This is a genomic window from Natronobeatus ordinarius (genome assembly GCF_024362485.1).
GTDB classification, from domain to species: Archaea; Halobacteriota; Halobacteria; order Halobacteriales; family Natrialbaceae; genus Natronobeatus; species Natronobeatus ordinarius.
Genome location: NZ_CP101456.1, coordinates 2,275,410 through 2,294,380 on the forward strand (window position 1 = coordinate 2,275,410; position 18,971 = coordinate 2,294,380).

The 18,971-nt window shown below is 65.7% G+C and carries 19 protein-coding genes; 8 read left to right on the forward strand and 11 right to left on the reverse strand.

The annotated features are described in order from the left end of the window. Nucleotides 1-13 precede the first annotated feature (13 nt). Both NMQ09_RS11695 and NMQ09_RS11700 read left to right on the forward strand, forming a co-directional pair. Entirely contained in the window at nucleotides 14-1,351 is a 1,338-nt protein-coding gene (locus NMQ09_RS11695) for a glycerate kinase type-2 family protein (protein WP_255190760.1), read from the forward strand. A 147-nt stretch (nucleotides 1,352-1,498) separates the two neighbouring features. Then, nucleotides 1,499-2,038 carry a hypothetical protein gene (locus NMQ09_RS11700; RefSeq protein WP_255190761.1) on the forward strand — a complete coding sequence of 180 codons (540 nt, stop codon included), beginning with the start codon at nucleotides 1,499-1,501 and terminating at the stop codon, nucleotides 2,036-2,038. Nucleotides 2,039-2,074: 36 nt separating this feature from the next. Here NMQ09_RS11700 and NMQ09_RS11705 read toward each other — a convergent pair whose 3' ends face one another. Both NMQ09_RS11705 and NMQ09_RS11710 read right to left on the reverse strand, forming a co-directional pair. Continuing rightward, nucleotides 2,075-3,235, reverse strand: a complete 1,161-nt coding sequence (locus NMQ09_RS11705; protein WP_255190762.1) for an ArsA family ATPase — start codon at nucleotides 3,233-3,235, stop codon at nucleotides 2,075-2,077. Nucleotides 3,236-3,365: 130 nt separating this feature from the next. Then, the gene (locus tag NMQ09_RS11710; protein ID WP_255190763.1) at nucleotides 3,366-3,560 is read right to left on the reverse strand and encodes a multidrug transporter; all 195 of its coding nucleotides are present in this window, start codon (nucleotides 3,558-3,560) and stop codon (nucleotides 3,366-3,368) included. A gap of 184 nt (nucleotides 3,561-3,744) precedes the next feature. On the opposite strand from NMQ09_RS11710, the gene NMQ09_RS11715 reads away from it, so the two are divergent. Both NMQ09_RS11715 and NMQ09_RS11720 read left to right on the forward strand, forming a co-directional pair. Continuing rightward, nucleotides 3,745-4,098, forward strand: coding sequence for an ArsR/SmtB family transcription factor (locus NMQ09_RS11715; protein WP_255190764.1), 354 nt, complete (start codon nucleotides 3,745-3,747; stop codon nucleotides 4,096-4,098). After that, nucleotides 4,095-4,409, forward strand: a complete 315-nt coding sequence (locus tag NMQ09_RS11720; protein WP_255190765.1) for a DUF7521 family protein — start codon at nucleotides 4,095-4,097, stop codon at nucleotides 4,407-4,409. The genes NMQ09_RS11715 and NMQ09_RS11720 overlap by 4 nt, the downstream gene beginning before the upstream one ends. A 26-nt stretch (nucleotides 4,410-4,435) precedes the next feature. On the opposite strand, the gene NMQ09_RS11725 is transcribed toward NMQ09_RS11720, so the two are convergent. From NMQ09_RS11725 to NMQ09_RS11740, 4 genes are all read right to left on the reverse strand, one after another. Then, nucleotides 4,436-4,714: an Ig-like domain-containing protein gene (locus NMQ09_RS11725; RefSeq protein WP_255190766.1), complete on the reverse strand. Its 279-nt coding sequence runs from the start codon at nucleotides 4,712-4,714 to the stop codon at nucleotides 4,436-4,438. Nucleotides 4,715-5,181: 467 nt separating this feature from the next. Further along, nucleotides 5,182-5,499 carry a hypothetical protein gene (locus NMQ09_RS11730; RefSeq protein ID WP_255190767.1) on the reverse strand — a complete coding sequence of 106 codons (318 nt, stop codon included), beginning with the start codon at nucleotides 5,497-5,499 and terminating at the stop codon, nucleotides 5,182-5,184. Nucleotides 5,500-5,585: 86 nt separating this feature from the next. Then, nucleotides 5,586-6,686: a pyridoxal phosphate-dependent aminotransferase gene (locus NMQ09_RS11735; RefSeq protein ID WP_255190768.1), complete on the reverse strand. Its 1,101-nt coding sequence runs from the start codon at nucleotides 6,684-6,686 to the stop codon at nucleotides 5,586-5,588. Between the two features lie 49 nt (nucleotides 6,687-6,735). Continuing rightward, entirely contained in the window at nucleotides 6,736-7,593 is an 858-nt protein-coding gene (locus NMQ09_RS11740) for an SDR family NAD(P)-dependent oxidoreductase (protein WP_255190769.1), read from the reverse strand. Nucleotides 7,594-7,787: 194 nt separating this feature from the next. On the opposite strand from NMQ09_RS11740, the gene NMQ09_RS11745 reads away from it, so the two are divergent. Then, nucleotides 7,788-8,519: a helix-turn-helix domain-containing protein gene (locus tag NMQ09_RS11745; RefSeq protein ID WP_255190770.1), complete on the forward strand. Its 732-nt coding sequence runs from the start codon at nucleotides 7,788-7,790 to the stop codon at nucleotides 8,517-8,519. A gap of 198 nt (nucleotides 8,520-8,717) precedes the next feature. Here NMQ09_RS11745 and NMQ09_RS11750 read toward each other — a convergent pair whose 3' ends face one another. The 5 genes from NMQ09_RS11750 to NMQ09_RS11770 all read right to left on the reverse strand — a co-directional run bounded on the left by NMQ09_RS11750 (nucleotide 8,718) and on the right by NMQ09_RS11770 (nucleotide 13,757). Then, on the reverse strand, nucleotides 8,718-9,449 hold the full coding sequence (locus tag NMQ09_RS11750; RefSeq protein ID WP_255190771.1) for an ABC transporter ATP-binding protein: 732 nt from the start codon (nucleotides 9,447-9,449) through the stop codon (nucleotides 8,718-8,720). After that, nucleotides 9,446-10,222: an ABC transporter ATP-binding protein gene (locus NMQ09_RS11755; RefSeq protein ID WP_255190772.1), complete on the reverse strand. Its 777-nt coding sequence runs from the start codon at nucleotides 10,220-10,222 to the stop codon at nucleotides 9,446-9,448. Before NMQ09_RS11755 ends, NMQ09_RS11750 begins: the two co-directional genes overlap by 4 nt. A gap of 1 nt (nucleotide 10,223) precedes the next feature. After that, on the reverse strand, nucleotides 10,224-11,375 hold the full coding sequence (locus NMQ09_RS11760) for a branched-chain amino acid ABC transporter permease (RefSeq protein WP_255190773.1): 1,152 nt from the start codon (nucleotides 11,373-11,375) through the stop codon (nucleotides 10,224-10,226). Beyond that, entirely contained in the window at nucleotides 11,372-12,304 is a 933-nt protein-coding gene (locus NMQ09_RS11765; RefSeq protein ID WP_255190774.1) for a branched-chain amino acid ABC transporter permease, read from the reverse strand. Before NMQ09_RS11765 ends, NMQ09_RS11760 begins: the two co-directional genes overlap by 4 nt. A 94-nt stretch (nucleotides 12,305-12,398) precedes the next feature. Further along, nucleotides 12,399-13,757 (reverse strand): ABC transporter substrate-binding protein, encoded by a 1,359-nt coding sequence (locus NMQ09_RS11770; protein WP_255190775.1) that lies wholly within the window; start codon nucleotides 13,755-13,757, stop codon nucleotides 12,399-12,401. A gap of 301 nt (nucleotides 13,758-14,058) precedes the next feature. Here NMQ09_RS11770 and NMQ09_RS11775 point away from each other — a divergent pair, with 301 nt between their 5' ends. From NMQ09_RS11775 to NMQ09_RS11785, 3 genes are read left to right on the forward strand one after another with little or no spacing between them, the layout of a single operon-like run. Next, on the forward strand, nucleotides 14,059-14,334 hold the full coding sequence (locus NMQ09_RS11775) for a DUF7518 family protein (RefSeq protein WP_255190776.1): 276 nt from the start codon (nucleotides 14,059-14,061) through the stop codon (nucleotides 14,332-14,334). Between the two features lie 60 nt (nucleotides 14,335-14,394). Continuing rightward, a complete protein-coding gene (gene smc, locus NMQ09_RS11780) occupies nucleotides 14,395-17,967 on the forward strand; it encodes a chromosome segregation protein SMC (RefSeq protein WP_255190777.1) in 3,573 nt (1,190 codons plus the stop codon). Then, nucleotides 17,960-18,940: a segregation and condensation protein A gene (locus tag NMQ09_RS11785; RefSeq protein WP_255190778.1), complete on the forward strand. Its 981-nt coding sequence runs from the start codon at nucleotides 17,960-17,962 to the stop codon at nucleotides 18,938-18,940. The genes smc and NMQ09_RS11785 overlap by 8 nt, the downstream gene beginning before the upstream one ends. Nucleotides 18,941-18,971: the final 31 nt, after the last annotated feature.

An 18,971-nucleotide genomic window follows, 5' to 3' on the forward strand; every position in this document is an offset into this window, starting at 1 on the left:
GACTACTCGCCGTATGTTCCAGAATCGAGCCCGCCACGCGACCACCGGCGCTCGGAGCGCCGCCCTGGCCTGTCTCGAGGCCGGCATCGACGCCGCCCATCCCGGGCGCGTCCTCGAGGCGACGGTCGAACTCGAGGGCGACGTCCTCTGCATCCTCGAGACCGAGTACGACCTCACGGCGTACGATCGACTCGGCGTCCTCGGCGGCGGGAAGGCCGCCGGCGGGGTCGCGTCGGCACTCGAGTCGGTGCTCGGGACGCGGATCGACGACGGCGTCGCCGTGACGACGGACGGGGCGACGACCGATCGCGTGGCGGTCTGGACGGGCGATCACCCGATGCCGAGCGAGCGAAACGTCGCGGGGACGCGTCGCGTGCTCGAGCGCGCCGAGGCGGCCGACGAGGGGACGCTCGTCCTCGCGGTCGTCACCGGCGGGACGAGCGCACTGTGGTGTGCGCCCGCCGAGGGGCTCTCGCTGTCGGACCTGCGACCGACGACCGAGGCGCTGCTCGGCTCAGGAGCGTCGATCCACGAGATCAACGCGGTTCGAAAACACTGTTCGGCGATCAAGGGGGGTCGACTCGCCCAGGCAGCTACTCCGGCGACCGTCGCCACGCTCGCGATCAGCGACGTCGTCGGTGACGATCCCTCGGTGATCGGTAGTGGGCCAACGGTGCCCGATCCCAGCACGTTCGACGATGCACTCGCCGTCATCGACGATTACGACCTCCGTCGCGAGGTGTCCGACGCCGTCGTGGATCGACTCGAGCGTGGCGCGAACGGCGACCTCGAGGAGACGCCCACAGCCGAGGACGCGGCCTTCGACCGCGCCGGCTGGCACCTGCTCGCGAATAACCGGACGGCCGTCGACGCGGCGGCGACCGCCGCTCGCGAGCGAGGGTACGACCCGCTCGTTCTCTCGAGTCGCGTTCGCGGCGAGGCCCGGGAAGCCGGCCGGTTCCACGCCGCGGTGGGCGAGGAGGCCGCAGCCACGGGGGACCCCCTCGAGCCACCGGCCGTCGTGCTCTCGGGCGGCGAGACGACGGTGACGGTCCGCGGCGACGGAACGGGCGGGCCGAACCAGGAGGTCGCGTTGGCTGCGGCGCTCGAGTTCGCCAGCGAGGGGACCGACGCGGTGCTCGCGAGCGTCGACACCGACGGCATCGACGGGCCGACGACTGCCGCGGGGGCGATCGTCGATGGCGGGACGATCGAGGACGTCGACGAGGGGCGACGGGCGCTCGAGAACAACGACGCCTACGCGGCGCTCGAGGAGGTCGGTGCGCTGCTCGAGACTGGCTATACGGGGACGAACGTCAACGACTTGCGGGTGCTGGTGCTCGAGGGCTGACGGCTCGGCTCGTGTGGTCGTAACGGTGCCGTACTCCAGCCGTGGAAACGAGCCGCTGTCCAGCGTCGCGGTTCGTGGCGGCTTACGGCCTCGAACTCGTCGAATACGTGAACAATCACTATATCGGTTCGACGCGAACGCCGAGTCGTGAGTGACCTCCGGACGCTTCCCGACCGGGTGCTGACGCCTGCCGGACTCTCCCTCGGGCTCCTGGTACTCGGGACGGGGTACCCACTCTGGTTGCTGCGGTCCGGAGCGATGCCGTCGTTCGTCGAACTCGCTCCGTTCTTGCTCGCTGGCACCGTCGCCGGACTCGCGATCGATCGGTCCCTGGGTGACGGCGGCCTCGCAGCGGTCGTTCGCGGCGAACGACGGATCCTCGCGACTCAGCGAGACCGGCTCGCACGCCGGCTCGAGAACGCGACCGGGTTGTCCGTCGGGGCCGACCGGGACGACGGTGAGCCCGACGAGGTTGGCTGGTCGACACTCTGGATGCCCGTGTCGATGCTCTCGAGCGTCGGCACGCTCTGGTTTCTCGACGTCACCTCGCCGTGGGTCGTCGGGCTCGTCCTCGGCGTCGTGTGGTCACTGGCGAGCGTCCGGCTCGTGTGGTGGTTCTCGCCCGTCACCGACGGGATGAGGCGTCCGCCCCGTGGAGTCGACGTCACCGAGGAGCCGCACCGCTGATGGTCGGTCCGGAATCGACGCGCTCGAGGTCGGGGCTCACCGCAGACAGGCCGCCACGACGCCGAGCATCTCCTCGCCTCTGACCTCGTCGGCCAGGAGCGGCACCCGCCGAACGTCGGTCCCGCGGAACAGCTCGTGAGCCTCCGCGAGCGCCGTCTGCTGGACGTCCCAGCGACGCTGACAGAACGCACACGAGTCGAGGTCGGGCTGGAGGAACTCACCCTCGACGTCGTCGGTGACGTCGGCCAGGGGCTCCATCACCCGGTTGACAACCACCGTCCCGACGGGGATTTCGAACTCCTGGAGCTGGGCGCGCAGGCGCTTCGACTCGAGGACGCTCATCTCCTCGGGCACCATGACGATCCGGAAATCTGTCCGTTCGGGGTCACGAAGCGCCGCACGGAGCCGTTCGATCCGTTCGCGCAGTTCCTCGAGGTTCTCGAGGTCGGCGCCCGCGTCCGCGTCCTCGCCGCCGAACATCCCCTTAAAGCTCTCCATCATGCCGCTGAGACGCTGGCGGAAGGTAATGAGCCGCCCCATCATCGTGTCCATGATCTCGGGTAACTGAAGCAGCCGCAGGGTGTGGCCCGTCGGGGCCGTGTCCACGACGACGCGCTCGAACCGGTCGTCGTCTAAGTACTCGAGTAAGGTCTGCATCGCCACGGCCTCGTCCGCCCCGGGCATCGCACCGCCGAACATCGCCTCCATCGGGGACTCCCCGCCGAAGGCGTCGCCGAGGTCGCCCGCTTCGGCACCGAGTCCGCCCAGTCCGCCGCCAAGGCCGCCCAGTCCGCCCTCGGCGTCGAAGACGGTCTGGCCCTCCTCGAGGGCTGCGTCGGGATCGATCTCGGCGGCGAACAGCGGGGCGTCCTCGTCGATTCGCTCGGGTCGGGGACCGATCTCGCGCTCGAACGTGTCCGACAGCGAGTGGGCGGGGTCGGTCGAGACCACGAGCGTGCGCACGCCCCGGCGGGCGCTGTCGAGGGCGGTGGCTGCGGCCATCGTCGTCTTTCCGACGCCGCCTTTGCCACCGTAGAGGACGTAGTCGGGTCCGTCGACGGGTTCGTCCGACGGCTCGACGTCGATCGTCGCGCGCTCCTCGTCGTCGATGGCCTCCGTCGGCGTCACCTCGATGCTGTGGTCGTCCGCCTCGTCGGCGTCGGTCTCGTCGACCGGCTCGACGTCGAGTCCACTCATACGCGTCCGTACCGCGTCCCCACACGTGTATTCGTCGGTCGCGATCGTCGGGTGCGCTGGCTCGAGCGTCCGTCCGATCGACGCCGTGTGTCGTCTCGAGCGGCGTTCGACGGTTTCGGGTTCGGGACCGTCAGTTGCCGATCGCGCGTAACACGACGATTCCGGCAGCGACGGCGGCGACGATTCCGACCACGAGCGGGGCCAGCTGATCGGTTGCCCCCCACTCCCAGCCGAAGAATCGGGTACCGACGATCGCGACGGCGACGGCGAGGATGCCGACTGCGGTACCGAGTCTCGACGCACTCCGGTGCAATAGTACGGTCATGGTGATCGTTGTGTGCCAGTGGCGTCCCGCTCGACGGGCGGTTCTCTCGTCGACCGCGAGTACAGGACAGTTTCTTAATACCTCTCGTCGAACTGAACTACACGCCGGAGAGCTAACTACTGACACCCACAGTTCCAGCCGCTGGAACTGTGGCCCCTGTCTAACGGCAACGGGGAATGAAACGATGGGACCAGGGGACGAAACGGTACGCACGATCGGTGAGCTGCTCGCAGACGAGTGTACACTGACGATTCTCCGGGAAACGATCACCGAACCAATGGCCGCCGACGAACTCAGCGACGTTTGCGAGGTTTCGCCGCAGACCGTCTACCGCCGACTCGAGGCGTTAGTCGAACACGATCTGGTCGAGAAAGACCTACAGCTGGACGCCGATGGCCACCACTACAACGTCTACACGGCGACGCTCGACCGAATCGTCGTCGACCTCACGACGGACGGATTCGAACTGCGCGTTTCCCGGCGTAACCGGATGGCCGACCGCTTTACGACGTTCGTCGACGAGGTGAGGGATCGATGACGCCGCTCGTTCTCAGTCCGCAGCTTCAGGGGATGATCGCGTTCGCGCTGACCATCGTCTCGACGATACTCGGACTCGCGATCGGGTACCTCGCCCTTCGAGGGTACTTACAGAGTCGGAAACGGCCGATGTTGTTCATCGCAGTCGGGTTCTTCCTCGTCTTCTGGACACCGGTCCTCCTCCTCGCCGGACCGTTGTTCGTGACGGTGTTCGGGGAGTTTCTCTACGGCATCCTCGGCGAAGTGAGCCGCGTTCTCGGATTACTGTGTATCCTGTACGGACTGTGGACGCCGGTCGACCGCACCGAGTGAAGATGTATCGATCGCGGTTCGCGTGGTCACGCCTCGTCGAACTCGACGTCGTCCTCGTCGATGCGAGCCTGGAGGGACGAATCGTCCGAAACGTCGAATTCGCGCTCGGCGGTCGGTCCGTTTTCGACCGCGACGGCGAGCGTGACCTGTCCCGACGAGGGAAGCACGTCGTCGCGCTCGAAGGCGTCGTCGGGCGCGATCGTCGTCGACGCCGCCAGCAGCTCCTCGCCGCTCGAGTCGACGAGCGTCACGTCGACGGTTCGTTCGACGTCCGTTCGGTTGAACACGACCACGTCGGGATTCATCCCTCCCAGAACGTCGGCACATCCTGCCAACGCTACCCATCCCGATACCGCGGCCGCGTGCAGTACGGTTCGTCTGGTCGGAAAGCGAACTCGATTCGATTCGGCAACGCAGCTGACCGACGAGCGTTCACCCATGGCCAATTCATGACTAGACAGCGTCAAAATGATCGGTCGTGAAATCCACGGGCTGGAACTGTGCCCGTCGTTTATACGGTCTGTTGTGATTCGTTCCCGGTGATCGCTCGAACGGGGCAGCGATCACCGGTAAATCGGTACAACGATCCGTACACGTCCACTCGGCGCGCTCCGAACGCTCCGGTGAGACGGCGACTCGAGCGCCCGTCGCGCCTCGAGTCGCCCCCGGTCGTTCGACTGCCCGGACTGCGGCGGTGCCACGGTCGACGGCGCTGGCCTGTACGCCTGCACCGAGTGTCCCTGGAGCGGTTCCCGCTGACCGGGCCGACCGGCTACGCCGGCACCAGCAGGTAGTGGACCAGCACGGCGACGGCGACGTACGCAGCCACGAACCCCGCGGCCCGCAGCGTGTAGGACTCCTCGAGCGTGGCCACGACACCCACACCCGTGAGGGCGGCGAGGACGTTCGGCCACGCGGCGCTCGAAAGCGGCGGGAGGAACGTCAACGCGACGGCTCGAGCGAACCGCCAGCCGACGGCGGAGAGCCCGTCGAGCGACCCCGTCCAGTACACCGACACCCCCGCGACGACGCCGAACGAGAGGACGAGCGCCCCGAACCCAGCCTCGAGGAGTTCCTCGAGCGTTCCCATACGGCCGACTCGAGTGAGTGTCACGAAAGGAGTCACGTGTACTGGTTCGGCAGTTATCCGTGGCGCGTCTCGGCGACGGGTCGCCGCTACTCGAAGTACGCCGCCAGTCGCTCGGCGGCCTTGTCGACCCGTGGGGTGACGAGCGCGAAGCGCAGCCAGTCTGAACGGGCGCTCCCGAACGCTTCGCCAGGCATCCCGGCGACGCCGGCCTCGTCGATCAGCCGTTCGGTGTTCTCGAGCGTCCCTGGAAACCCCTCGAATCGGGCCATTACGTAGAACGAGCCCTCGGGGCGGGTGTACTCGGCCCCGGCGGCGTCGAGGGCGGCGGTGAACGAGTCGACCCGCTCGCGAAGGAGGTCGCGATTCGCCTCGTAGTACTCGGGCCCGGTCTCGCGCAGGGCGTGGTACACCGCGTACTGCGACGGCCGGCTCCCGGCGACGTTGACGAGCATGTGGCGGCTCTTGGCGTTCTCGACGAGGTGAGGTGGAAAGATGGCGTAGCCGACCCGAAAGCCCGTGATCGCCATCGACTTCGAGAAGGCGTTGGTGACGATCCGGTGATCGGAGTCGAACGCGAGCGCGCTCGTGAAGTTCCCCGAGAGGTCGTAGTGGTCGTACACCTCGTCGCTGATCAAGATTGCGTCGTACTCTTCGGCGATTTCGACGAGTTCACGCATCGTCTCCTCGGGGTAGACTGCCCCCGTGGGATTGTTCGGCGAGTTGGCGACGATCGCCGCCGTCTCGGCGCTCGCCACGTCGCGGACGTCCGCGGGGTCGAGTTGCCCGTCCGCCGCCGTCGCGACGTACCGGGGGGTTCCGCCGAGCATCGTCGTCTTGCCGGGATAGTACGAGTAAACGGGGTCGGTGAGGACGATCTCGGATCCCGAATCGCGCTCGAGCGCCCGCGCCATCGCGAGGTAGTTCGCCTCCCCCGCCCCGTGGGTGATCACCACCTCCTCGACGTCGACGCCGCGACGGGCGGCGATCTCCTCGCGCAGCTCGTACATCCCCTCACTCGGCGGGTACTGGAAGGCGTCTGGCTCGAGGTCGGCGTACTCGTGCAGGGCCTCCCGGAGCGCCGCTGGCGGCTCCCAATCCGGATTGCCGCTAACCATGTCGATCACGTCACCGTCTGCTCGCGCCGCGTACCCCATCACGTGGAAGAACAGGGGCGTCTCGTACTCCATGCCAGGGACTGTGTCGGCGGGGAAAGTGGCTCTTTCGTCGTCGTTCAGCTCACTCGTAGGTCAACGTCATCCCGCCGTCGAACAGGAGGTCGCCGCCGTCGAGGTGGCGGCCGAGCCGCGAGAAGCCGACGAGAAAGAGATTCGCAACGTCGACTGGCTCCATCATCTCCTTGACTCGAGACTGGCCGAGCATGACGTCCTGAATCACTTCGTCGACGCTGATACCGCGCTGCTCGGCGGTATCCGCCAGCTGGTTCGTGACCAGCGGCGTCTTCACGTAGCCCGTGCTGACCGAGAACGACCGGATCTTTCCGTCTCCTTCGGCGGCGATCGACTGGGTGAGCCCGCGCAGGCCGAACTTCGAGACGTTGTACGCGACCTTGTCGCTCGTCACGTAGTGGCCGTGGACCGAGGCCATGTTCCCGACACAGCCCCGCCCGTCGCTCGTCTCGCGAAAGTGTGGAATGCACAGCTTCGAGAGGTAGATCGGCGCTCTGAGCATCACGTCGTGGATCTGGTCGTAGATTTCCATCGGAAACTCATCGATGCTGTCGATGTGTTGGAGGCCGGCGACGTTCGCGAGGTACTTCACGTCACCGAGACTCGCCGCCTCCTCGACGAGCCGCTCGAGGTCGGCGTCGACCGCGAGGTTGCCGGCAATGGGCTCGATCGATCCGGCGACCTCGAGTGTCTCTCCCTTCGAGACCGTTCCCTCGAGCCCCTCCTCGTCGAGGTCGGTCGCAGCGACTGTGAGGCCGTTGGCCGCCGCGACGAGCGAGGTCGCCCGTCCGATCCCGGAGGCCGCTCCGGTAACGATACAGACGTTCTCCTCGACGAACGACTCGTCGTCGACGGTGTGGATTCGATCGCGGGTGACTTCCGGCGCTGAGAGTTGCTCCTGAGACATCGCTGTTTCGTGTTATATGTTCTCTAGGTTCGTGCCTAAACGCGACCGTTAACATATCAACAACGCCGAGACGCCGGGGACACGTCGCTCGAAACGTCGTTTCGTTCCGGCCGTATCCGTATAAGTTGCCTGAAGGGGCCACGCATAATTATAAATATTAAAGGTCTTTCGTGCTAGTGGATAGCTATCAACCGATGATCGACCTCAATATCGATATGCGGCAGTACGATTGCCCGTTCATCGATACGACCGACGACGTCGACGTCGCGTTCTCGGCCGTCCAGTGGCAGCTGGACACCGACGCTGCGGAGCTCGAGACGCGGCTGATCGCGAAAGGCGGTTCACAATCCGCACTGGAGGCAGGGCTGCACGAACTCCAGGACCACCGCCACATGCGGGATTGTTACATTCTCTCGAAGCGCGACAACGTCGCCCAGATCGGGACGGTGATCGACCAGACCAACGCGATGCGGACCATCCAGCGAAACGGGGGCTACATCACCGGTCCGTTCCAGATCGAAGACGGCCGGGAGCGCTGGCACGTCGGCTTCGACGACGACGACGCGGAGGACGACGCGCTCGCCGAACTCGACCGGGACAACGACTACAGCGTCGAAAATCGCGACCAGTTCGGCGCGACGACGCTCTTCGACCTCCTCGAGAACTCCGACAGCGCCATGCACTTACTCGACGGCTGTCGGTCGCTCACCGAAACCGAGCGCCGGACGTTCGAGGCCGCCAACGAATCGGGCTACTACGAAACCCCGCGCGGGGCGACGCTCGACGACCTCGCCGACCACTTCGACATCTCGAAAACCGCCGTGTCGATGAACCTTCGACGAAGCGAACGAAAACTACTCGACGCGGCGATGACCGCGCTCGCAGGACTCGAGGACGAGACGCCGGTCGATCGCTCGAGTCCGTAACGCTGGTCGCTGCGTCGACGGTGTCCGGAAAAGGAATCGGTCCGTTTTGTACCGATCGAGGCGTCAGCACGCCACAGATCGGCCCCGCAGAGTGGTGGACGGAAGGCATCGAACACCCGACCGCAGCTCGCGGCTCGCCACCCCGATGACGCTCGCTCGAGTGCGATCTGTGTGTGAATCGGTCCGACGGTTCCTTTCTCAGTTGCCCCCGCCTTGCATGAGCAGCTGGATCTCTTCGTCTTCGGCGAGCACCTCCGGGTCGCCGCTGTCGACGATCTCGCCGCGTTCGATGACGTACATCCGGTCGACGAGTTCGGGAACGTGGCTCGCGTTCGACTCCGCGAGCAACACGGAGATGTCCCGGTCGATGATCTCGTGGATGTAGGACTTGAGGTTCTCGACGACGACCGGGGCGAGCCCCTCGAGCGGTTCGTCGAGGATGAGCAGATCCGGCTGGAGCGCGAGCGCCCGACCGATCGCAGTCATCTTCCCCTGCCCGCCGCTTAAGTTCTGCACCTCGGCGTTTCGCCGGTGCTCGAGTTCGCTGAACAGCTCGAAGACGTCCTCGACGACGGCGTCTTCGTCCTCGATGCCGCGCGAGTCGCCGGCCGTCCAGATCGGTAGCCGGAAGTTCTCCTCGACGGTCATCCCCGTGAAGAGGTCCCGGTTCTCCGGCTGGTAGCCGATCCCGCGACGCGGGATGAGCTCCGGCCGGAGGTCGAGCAGTTCCTCGCCGCCGAGCCGGACCGACCCAGCCGAGACCGGCGTCAGTCCCATGATCGCCCGGAACGTGGACGTCTTTCCGGCGCCGTTGCGGCCGACGAGCGCGACCGCCTCACCCTCGTTGACGGTGAGGTCGATCCCGTGGGTGACCTCGAATCCCTGGACGACCGCGTGGAGGTCCGACACCTCAAGCAACGGGTCGCTCATTCGGTCACCCCCAGCAGGACGCGGCGGAGTTCGTCGTCGGTCTCGAGCAGGGTAGGGTCGCCCTCGCGGAAGACGCTTCCGTCGACGAGTACGACGAGTCGGTCGGCGTACGCCTTCACGAGATCCATGTCGTGTTCGATAGTGACGGTCGTGACGTCGTTCGCCTCGCTCGCCTCGACGATGGTCTCGATGACGTACTCTTTCTCCCGGGTGGCGACGCCCGAGGTCGGCTCGTCGAGCAGCAGGTACGTCGGGTCGAGCCCGAACGACATCGCCACGTCGAGCAGCTTGCGGTCGCCGTGTGGGAGCGTCTCTGCGACCTCGTGCTGGATCTCCTCGAGCCGGAACTGCTCGAGCAGGCCGTCGATCGTTTCCTCAACCTCCTCGTGCTGGTCGTCGCGTGAGCGCATACTCAACAGTTTGTCGTGCCGGGAGAGGACGGCCACGCGAACGTTCTCGCGGACGGTCATCTCCTCGAAGACGTGGACGATCTGGAAGCTCCTGACGAGCCCCTCGTTGACCCGCCGCTCCGGGTCGACGTCCGTGATGTCGCGCTCGACCGTCGTCCCGTCGCCATTTTCTTCGTGGACGACGACGGCGCCCTGGTCGGGGTCGAGTAGCCCCGTGAGGAGATTGACGAGCGTGGTCTTGCCGGCCCCGTTCGGGCCGACGATGAACACCTTCTCGCCCGGCGTCCGACCGAACTCGAGCGAGACGTCGTCGGTCGCGCGCAGTTCTCCGAACTCCTTCCGTAGCTTTCGTGCTTCGAGCATCTCATTTCACCCCGAAGATGAGGATTCTGACGGTGGTCGTGGCGCGAGTGACGCTTCGGTGGATCTTCGTGCGTATCGACCGGACGTCGTCGCCGAGGAGCCCGGGATCGGAGGCTCGTCGGCTGAGTCCCGCACCGACGTCGGGCAGCGAGCCCATGATACCTTTCGGCATGAAGAAGACGATCGCCAGCAGGACGATCCCGATGGGCGCATGGTAGTAGTTGAACGAGAAGCGCGTCGCCTCGAGCAAGTAGACGAGGATGACGCCGCCGACGAGCGGGCCGACGAGGGTGGTGAAGCCGCCGAGGATCGCCATGAACAGGATCTCACCGGAGACGAACACGTAGAGCGTCGGCTCGGGCTGGACGTGGAGACGCTGGAGCGCGTAGACGCCGCCGGCGAACGCGCCGTAGAGTCCGGAGATGATGAACGAGTACCAGACGTAGCGCTCGACCGGGATGCCGATGAACCGGGCGCGGGTGCGATCCTGGCCGATCGCGTCGAGCGCCCGCCCGAACGGCGAGTGGACGAGACGCCACATCAACAGCAGCATGACGAGCATGAGCACGATCGTCGTGTAGTACAGCACGAGATCGTAGCCCAGATCGGTCCAGGCGAGGCCGAACAGAGTCGGGTTGTCGCCGCCGACGCGGACCCCGAGCCCGTCGTTGTAGTTGAAGTAGGCGCTGCGGAAGACGGTCGCGAAGATCACCTGGTTGAACGCCAGCGTGAGCAGCGCGAAGTAGATGTCCACGTAGCCCGCCACGAAGTAGCCGATGACGACGGCGAGCAGGGTCCCGACGAGGACGGCTGCGAGGAGCAAGAGGAGCCCCTCCGAGACCTCGTAGTGAGCGGCCATCACGGCGACCGCGTACGCCCCGCCGCCGAAGAAGGCGGCGTGACCGAACGAGACGAGTTCGGTGTGGCGCAACAGCAGGTTCAGCCCGACGGCGGCCATCCCGAACAGGAGCCCTCTGAACAGCCGGCTCCACGAGAGGCCGACGATGCCGGCCAGAAACGGCAGGCCGAACAGGAGCACGACGCCGACGAGTGCGAGGACCGTCTGTCCGGGAGTCAGGGTGAGCCCGCGCGTGAACGGCACGCGAACGACGGTGTCGCCGTCGCGTTCCTCGAGCGGCGAGAGTCGGCTCATTCGATCTCACCCCACGTGCCGAACAGTCCTTCGGGTTTGACCAGCAGGATGAGCAACATCACCGCGAAGGGCGCGGCCAGTTCGACCGGCGGATACTGCCAGATCGCCCACCGGCTGAGCACGCCGACGATCAACGCGCCGACGAACGCACCCTTCAAACTCCCGAGTCCGCCGATGACGATGACGACGAACGACAGCACCAGCGGGTCGAGTCCCATCTCGAGGAACGCCGTCTGCGGCCCGATGCTGACCATCGCGCCGCCGAAGCCGGCGAAAAAGGCGCCCATCGCGAAGACGAGCGTGAAGGTGCGGTCGGTACTGACGCCGATGGCCGTCGCCATGTCGCGGTTGATCGCGGTCGCGCGGACGATTCGGCCGGTTCTCGACCGGTCGAAGAACCAGACGAGCCAGGCGAACACCGCCAGGCCGACGAGCATGGCGAGGATGTTGTAACTCGGGTAGCCAAAGCCGGCCAGTTCCGTGGTCGGGATTTCGTTGAGTCCACTGTACGTCCCCGCGTCGAGCGGCGTCGCCCCCCAGCCGAACTTCATCACGTCGATGAAGATCAACAGCAACGCGTAGGTCAACAGCAACTGGTAGACCTCCTCTCTGTCGTAGATCGGCCGCACGAACACCGTCTCGATGAGCGCGCCGACCGGCAACAGCACGGCAGCCGCGAGGAGTGCCGCGACCAAGACGACGACGCCGAACGTCACCGCCGAAACTGGGTCGTCCGGGCTGGCCACGAATCCGGTCGCGTAGCCGACGACGCTGAACACGACGAAGGCACCGAGGGCGTAGAGCTCTCCGTGTGCGAGGTTCAAGATCCCAAGCACGCCGAAGATGATCGTCAGTCCCGACGCGATCATGAACAGGATGAACCCGTACCAGAGACCGTTGAGCGTGTGAACGATGAACGAATCGACCATCGATCTCACCTTCCGTGCGTTCGTCCGGTCCGTTTCTCGTTTAGTACTGACTGGATCATATGTAAGTTTCGAATAACGTTGTCGGTCGATGGAACTACTCCCAGCCCTCGATCCACTCGAGTGAGACCTCACCCTGGGGCGGCGAGACGTCCTCAGGTGCGTAGACGTTCACGTCCTCGAGGACTGCGGCGTCGAGGTCGTCCGACCAGGCCAGTTCGCCGAAGTGGGCGTTCGAGTAACACTGGTGGTCGCCGGCCATCGTGTGGTAGCCGGCGGGCGTGTGGAAGCCGTGGCCGATGAGGATCTCCGCGAGTTCGTCCTGTTCGGGCCACCGGCCGAGGATTCGGACGGCCTTCTCCGCGGCCGTCGCCCACGCGGTAACTGCGCCGTAACCGCTCATGAAGTGTGCCGTCGGGACGGCGTCGTACTCGCTTTGAACCTCCTCGAAGAGGTCCGCCGCGGGCGTCCAGCGGTTGGTGCTCGGCTCGTCCCAGTAGAAGTTGCGTGAGCCCGACCGGATCGGGCCGTCGACGAGCCCCTCGCTCAGGTCGTTGGCCGAGCCATACAACACCGGCCCGACGACCAGTTCGACGTTGTCGAACATGTCGGCCCCGTGAGCCTGCTCGAGCAGGAGCGTCGCGTCGCCGCCCCAGCAGCTCGTAAAGAGGACGTCGGGTTCCTCGCTGTTGACCTGCTCGATGTGCGTCGACATGTCGTCGGTCCCCAGGTCGGGCTCGCCCTCGTAGACGACCTCCGCGCCCGCGAGCTGCTGGATTCCGGCCGAGAAGATCCGCTGTTCGTCGAATCCGAACGCGTAGCCAGGGTTGATCCCCGCGACCGTGTCGATCTCGTCGGCACCGAGCACCTCGACGGCTTCGACCGCCGCCGCGAGCGCTTCCATCACGTCGTGGTTCTGGAACCGGAACGAGTAGTCGTTCTGGTCCGGCGGGAAGCCGTCCTCGTGGTCCTCGTACAGCGTCGTCACCGTCCCGTCGGTCGCGACGTTGACGACGCCCTGGGAGTTGATCTCCGGGACCATCGCCTCGTGGTTCCCGCTCGAGATCGGCCCGAACGTCACGTCCTTACCGTCCTCGACGAACTGGACGTAGTTCTCGAGGGCCTCCTCGCCCTCCTCGACGATGTCGAGCTCGATCTGCCGCCCGGCGATGCCGCCGTTGTCGTTGATGCGGCGGACGGCCGTCTCCGCACCCATCTCCGCCTGGACGCCGAGTACCGCCGGTGCCCCCTCGAGGAACGTCTGCAGTCCGGCCTCGATCGGTTCGTCCGGAACCTCGGCGTCCTCGATGGCGTCGTCGTCGTCCTCGAGGAGATCTGCACAGCCCGCGAGTGCGACCGCGATGGCCGACCCCCCGACGAGTTTCAGCGCGTCTCTCCGGTCGATTCCTCCGCTGTCGTCAGTTACGTCCCTTCCCGCAGGTGATCCTGTGGTCATAGCTCGTCTGCACCCTCCAGTGGCTGATGCGCCATACTACATGATAGACAATCACTCACCATAGAGCCGAATGTGTACATGTTAATAGTGACGGTCGGCGGGCCGGTCACCGCTTCGACAACCAGGTGTGCAACGGGTCGCCACGCAGTGGGCAGATACACGCTCGCACACGACAAAACTCCCCAGACGGGCCCGTTCGCGTCCGACTCCGGACGGACAATTCGTCGGTCGAAAACGACTTACCAGAACGGATACGGTTGTCTGACATACGTTTATGTGTTCGGACAGACCGTTAGCAGGTATGACGAAAAATCGCGTCGAGCAACTCGAGTCGACCGTCGCCGAACTCGAGTCGACGATCGAAGGGCTCACCGACGAACTCGTCGAGGCGAAAGAACGGATCCGGATCCTCGAGGCCGAACTGGACACGGAGACGCCGACGCGCGTCCCCGAGCGACGGAGCCACGAAGCAGAGGAGGCAGCGCCCGACGAAGTCGAAGCGGCTGCGGCCGAAGCCGAAGACGAACCGGAGGACGAAACGGAAGACTCAGGTACTGACGAAATTATCGTCGCGTAACGGACGGCGTCCCGGTGCAATCGTGAGACGACGCAGCGTTACGGAGGGCTCGAGAAGGAGATGCACATCAAGGCACTCGTCTTAGACGGCTTCAAGAGCTTCGGCCGCAAGACGCACATCCCGTTTTACGAAGATTTCACCGTCGTGACCGGCCCGAACGGCTCGGGGAAGTCGAACATCATCGACGCCGTCCTCTTCGCGCTCGGACTCGCACGCACCCGTGGAATTCGCGCCGAGAAGCTGACCGACCTCATCTACAACCCCGGCCACGAAGACGGCGACCGATCCGGCGGCCCGCGCGAGGCGACCGTCGAGGTCGCACTCGACAATTCAGACGGCACGCTCACGCGGTCGCAGGTCGCGAGCGCCGCGGGAACCGACGACGTCGGCGACGTCGAGGAGATCACCATCCGTCGGCGAGTCAAACAGACCGCCGACAACTACTACTCATACTACTACCTCAACGGCCGGTCGGTGAACCTCTCTGACATCCAGGACCTGCTCGCGCAGGCGGGCGTCACCCCCGAGGGGTACAACGTCGTCATGCAGGGCGACGTCACCGAGATCATCAACATGACGCCACACGCCCGCCGGGGGATCATCGACGAGATCGCCGGCGTCGCCGAGTTCGACGCGAAAAAGGAAGACGCCTTCGCGGAACTCGAGGTCGTCGAGGATCGCATCGACGAGGCGCAACTGCGAATCGACGAGAAACGCGACCGACTCGCCCAGCTCGAGGACGAGCGCCAGACGGCCCTGCGCTATCGCCGGCTCCGCCGCGAGAAAGAGGAGTACGAGGGCTACCTCAAAGCGAGCGAACTCGAGGAGAAACGCGAAGAGCGTTCCCGCGTCGAGGACCGAGTCGACCGGCTCGAAGAGGAACTGGCCGACCTCCAGCGCGAACTCGACGAACGCCAGGGGAGAGTCGTGCGTCTCGAGGAGGACCTCGAAGATCTGAACGCCGAGATCGAGCGCACCGGCGAGGACGAACAGCTCCGGATCAAACGCGAGATCGAGGAGGTCAAAGGCGAGCGCTCACGACTCGAGGATCGTATCGAGGCGACCGAAGAGCGGATCGAGGAAGCCGAAGACAAGCGCCGGGAAGCGTTCGTCCAGATCGACCGCAAGCAAGAGCGGGTCGAAGAACTCGAGGCCGAGATGCGCGAACTCAAACTCGAGAAGGCCTCGGTCAAAGTCGAGGTTACAGAACGCGAGGAGACCGTCGCCGAACTCGAGCGCGAACTGGAGGCCGTCGACACCGAGTACGACGAGGTGAAAGCCGACCTCGCCCGCCTGAAAGACGACCTCGAGAAAGCGAAGACCGAGAAGAACGACCGCCAGCGCGAGCAGGATCGGCTGCTCGACGAGGCTCGCCGTCGATCGAACGCCATCGCCGAGGCGGAGGCGACGATCGAGGACAAGCGCGAGTCGCTACCCGACCTCGAGCAGCGACGGTCGGACCTCGAGCGGGAACTCGAGAAGGCCGAACGCAACCGCGAGAGCATCGCGGGCGTCGTCGAGGATCTCCGGTCGGAGAAGCGCCAGCTCCAGGACGAACTCGACGAACTCGACGACGAACTCCAGGCCAAACAGGCGGAGTACGCCGAACTCGAGGCCAACGCCGGGGAGAGCGGCGACTCCTCGTTCGGTCGCGCGGTGACGACGATTCTGAACGCGGGCATCAGCGGCGTCCACGGAGCCGTCGCGCAGCTCGGCTCGGTGTCGGGGGAGTACGCCGTCGCCTGTGAGACCGCCGCCGGTGGCCGACTCGCGAACGTCGTCGTCGACGACGACGTGATCGGCCAGCAGTGTATCGAGCACCTCAAGTCGCGCAACGCGGGCCGAGCGACGTTCCTCCCGATCACGAAGATGCGCGAACGCCGGCTCCCGAACGCGCCGACCGATCCGGGCGTCGTCGGCTTCGCCTTCGACCTCGTCGAGTTCGATCCCGAGTACGCGGGCGTCTTCTCGTACGTCCTCGGGGACACGTTAGTCGTCGAGGACATCGAGACGGCCCGGTCGTACATGGGCGACTATCGGATGGTCACCCTCGACGGCGACCTCGTCGAGAAAAGCGGCGCGATGACCGGCGGCTCCCGGAAGGGGTCGCGCTACTCGTTTACCCAGAGCGGCGAGGGGCAACTCGAGCGCGTCGCCAAACAGATCACCGAGTTACAGGATCGCCGCGAGTCGATCCGGGCAGAACAGCGCGACGTCGAATCGCGCCTCGACGACGCCCGTGACCGCCAGACCGACGCGGCGGACGAGGTCCGCTCGATCGAGGGCGAACTCGAGACCCTCGCGGAAAAACGCGAACGGATCGAAGCCGAGATCGACTCCCTCGAGGGCGACCTCGAGGAGCTGCGCGGCGAACGCGAGTCGGTCGACGAGCGGATGACCGACATCTCCGAGGAGATCGAGACGAAGACCGCCGAAATCGAGGAGATCGACGCCGAGATCGGCGACCTCGAACGTGAACTCGCCGACTCGAAGATCCCGGAGCTCACCGCGAAGATCGAAGACGTCGAGGCCGAGATCGACGAGCGCGAGGATAAACTCGACGCCTTCGACGCGAAGCTGAACGAACTCGGACTCGAGAAAGGCTACGCCGAGGACGCCGTTTCCGAGCTCCACGACGAGATCGAGACGGCACAGAACCGCAAGGCAGAACTCGAGGGGCGGATCGACGACTTCGAGGCGGCGATCGAGGAGAAACGGGAGCTGCTCGAGGAGAAACGCGACCTCGTCGAGGAGCTCGAGGCGGAACTCGCGGAGCTGAAAGCCGAACGGGTCGACCTCAGAGAGACGCTCACGGAGGTACGCACGGCTCGCGACCAGCAACGCGATCGAGTGAACGCCGCCGAGAGCAAACTCGAGTCGGCCCGCGAACGCGTCGAGAGCCTCGCGTGGGAGATCGAGGCGCTCGAGGAGGAGGTCGGTGAGTACGACCCCGAGGAGATTCCCGACCACGAGACGGTCGTCGAGATGGTCGAGCTGCTCGAGGCCGACATGGCGGCGCTCGAGCCGGTGAACATGCTGGCGATCGACGAGTACGACGACGTCCGCGAGGAACTCGAGGAGTTCGAAGAGGGGAAGGCGACGTTGGTCGAGGAGGCGACGGGCATCCGTGAGCGGATCGAACGCTACGAGAGTCAGAAGAAGGCGACGTTCATGGACGCCTACGAGGAGATCGACGCCCACTTCACGGAGATCTTCGAGAAGCTCTCGGAGGGGACCGGTAGCCTTCACCTGGAAGACGAAGCGGACCCGTTCGAGGGTGGGCTGACGATGAAAGCCCAGCCGGGTGATAAGCCCATCCAGCGCCTGGACGCGATGTCCGGCGGCGAGAAGTCGCTGACGGCGCTCGCCTTTATCTTCGCGATCCAGCGACACAATCCGGCTCCGTTCTACGCGCTCGACGAGGTCGACGCCTTCCTCGACGCGGTCAACGCCGAACGCGTCGGCTCGATGGTCGACGACCTCGCAGGCAACGCTCAGTTCGTCGTCGTCTCGCATCGCTCGGCGATGCTCGAGCGGTCCGAACGGGCGATCGGGGTGACGATGCAGGGCGACAACGTCTCCGCTGTGACGGGAATCGACCTGCGCGACGAGGGGGTGCCGGCGGATGACTGACGGGGAGCCCGAGGCAACGCGGGCCTCGAACCACTCGAGCGGTGAACGGAGTGAACCGCGAGAGGACATCCCGCTGACCATCGCCGGTCACGAGGACCGTGAGCCGCCGGGAGCCAGTGAGGGAACGACCCTCGAGTTCGACGACGGGACCGAGGAGTCGGCGGTCGAACCCGCCACCGACGACGAAGACGTCGAACCCGTCGAACTCCTCGTCCAGCTGGCCAAAGACGGCGAGATCGATCCCTGGGACATCGACGTCGTCCGGGTGACGGATAAGTTCCTCGAGGCGCTCGACGATGCCGACCTCCGAACCTCAGGCCGGGCGCTGTTCTACGCGAGCGTCCTCCTGCGGATGAAAAGCGACGAGCTGTTCGCCGTCGACGAACCCGAGGAGGAGGAGCTCCCGCCGTGGGAGGCTCCGTTCGCCGACGACCCCGACGCCGACGTCGAGCCGGGCTTCGATCCCATCGAGAGCCTCGAGGCCGAGATGGATCGCCGACTCGAGCGCAAACACGCTCGCGGGAAGCCCGAGACGCTCGACGAACTCGTTCGAGAGCTGCGCGAGGCCGAACGTGGCACGTGGTGGAAGGAGTCTCGGTCCTACGACACGAGCGACTCACCGAGCGGCTGGCGGCGGGGCACCCAGGAGCTCAGCTATCACTCCGCCGACGACTTCCGGGTGGACGACGAGCCCACCGCGGACGACGTCACCCACACCGCCCACGGGGAGGACATCGAAACGGTCATCGACGACGTCGAGGCCGAACTCGCGGTCCACTACGAGAACGGCCGCGAGGAGGTGCTGTTCGCCGAGATCGACGACGTGGGCGGCTCGCGTGTGATGACCTACCTCGCGTTACTCTTTCTCGCCCACCGCAGTCGACTCGAACTCGAGCAGGACGACCTCTTCGGCGACCTCTGGATCCAGCAGCCGACGCTCGAGGCCGAGCCGAGCGAAGCGATCGCGGACTGACCGGCACTCGGGCGCGGATCGGAGCGGCCCA

Bases quoted from the DNA above. Each gene is read 5' to 3' on its own strand.
- NMQ09_RS11745 (WP_255190770.1), top strand. From the start codon at position 7,788: ATGATCGACCTCAATATCGATATGCGGCAGTACGATTGCCCGTTCATC.
- NMQ09_RS11740 (WP_255190769.1), bottom strand. From the start codon at position 7,593: ATGTCTCAGGAGCAACTCTCAGCGCCGGAAGTCACCCGCGATCGAATC.
- NMQ09_RS11750 (WP_255190771.1), bottom strand. From the start codon at position 9,449: ATGAGCGACCCGTTGCTTGAGGTGTCGGACCTCCACGCGGTCGTCCAG.
- NMQ09_RS11765 (WP_255190774.1), bottom strand. From the start codon at position 12,304: ATGGTCGATTCGTTCATCGTTCACACGCTCAACGGTCTCTGGTACGGG.
- smc (WP_255190777.1), top strand. From the start codon at position 14,395: ATGCACATCAAGGCACTCGTCTTAGACGGCTTCAAGAGCTTCGGCCGC.
- NMQ09_RS11775 (WP_255190776.1), top strand. From the start codon at position 14,059: ATGACGAAAAATCGCGTCGAGCAACTCGAGTCGACCGTCGCCGAACTC.
- NMQ09_RS11715 (WP_255190764.1), top strand. From the start codon at position 3,745: ATGGGACCAGGGGACGAAACGGTACGCACGATCGGTGAGCTGCTCGCA.
- NMQ09_RS11720 (WP_255190765.1), top strand. From the start codon at position 4,095: ATGACGCCGCTCGTTCTCAGTCCGCAGCTTCAGGGGATGATCGCGTTC.
- NMQ09_RS11705 (WP_255190762.1), bottom strand. From the start codon at position 3,235: ATGAGTGGACTCGACGTCGAGCCGGTCGACGAGACCGACGCCGACGAG.
- NMQ09_RS11730 (WP_255190767.1), bottom strand. From the start codon at position 5,499: ATGGGAACGCTCGAGGAACTCCTCGAGGCTGGGTTCGGGGCGCTCGTC.
- NMQ09_RS11725 (WP_255190766.1), bottom strand. From the start codon at position 4,714: ATGAATCCCGACGTGGTCGTGTTCAACCGAACGGACGTCGAACGAACC.
- NMQ09_RS11735 (WP_255190768.1), bottom strand. From the start codon at position 6,686: ATGGAGTACGAGACGCCCCTGTTCTTCCACGTGATGGGGTACGCGGCG.
- NMQ09_RS11785 (WP_255190778.1), top strand. From the start codon at position 17,960: ATGACTGACGGGGAGCCCGAGGCAACGCGGGCCTCGAACCACTCGAGC.
- NMQ09_RS11695 (WP_255190760.1), top strand. From the start codon at position 14: ATGTTCCAGAATCGAGCCCGCCACGCGACCACCGGCGCTCGGAGCGCC.
- NMQ09_RS11760 (WP_255190773.1), bottom strand. From the start codon at position 11,375: ATGAGCCGACTCTCGCCGCTCGAGGAACGCGACGGCGACACCGTCGTT.
- NMQ09_RS11755 (WP_255190772.1), bottom strand. From the start codon at position 10,222: ATGCTCGAAGCACGAAAGCTACGGAAGGAGTTCGGAGAACTGCGCGCG.
- NMQ09_RS11710 (WP_255190763.1), bottom strand. From the start codon at position 3,560: ATGACCGTACTATTGCACCGGAGTGCGTCGAGACTCGGTACCGCAGTC.
- NMQ09_RS11770 (WP_255190775.1), bottom strand. From the start codon at position 13,757: ATGACCACAGGATCACCTGCGGGAAGGGACGTAACTGACGACAGCGGA.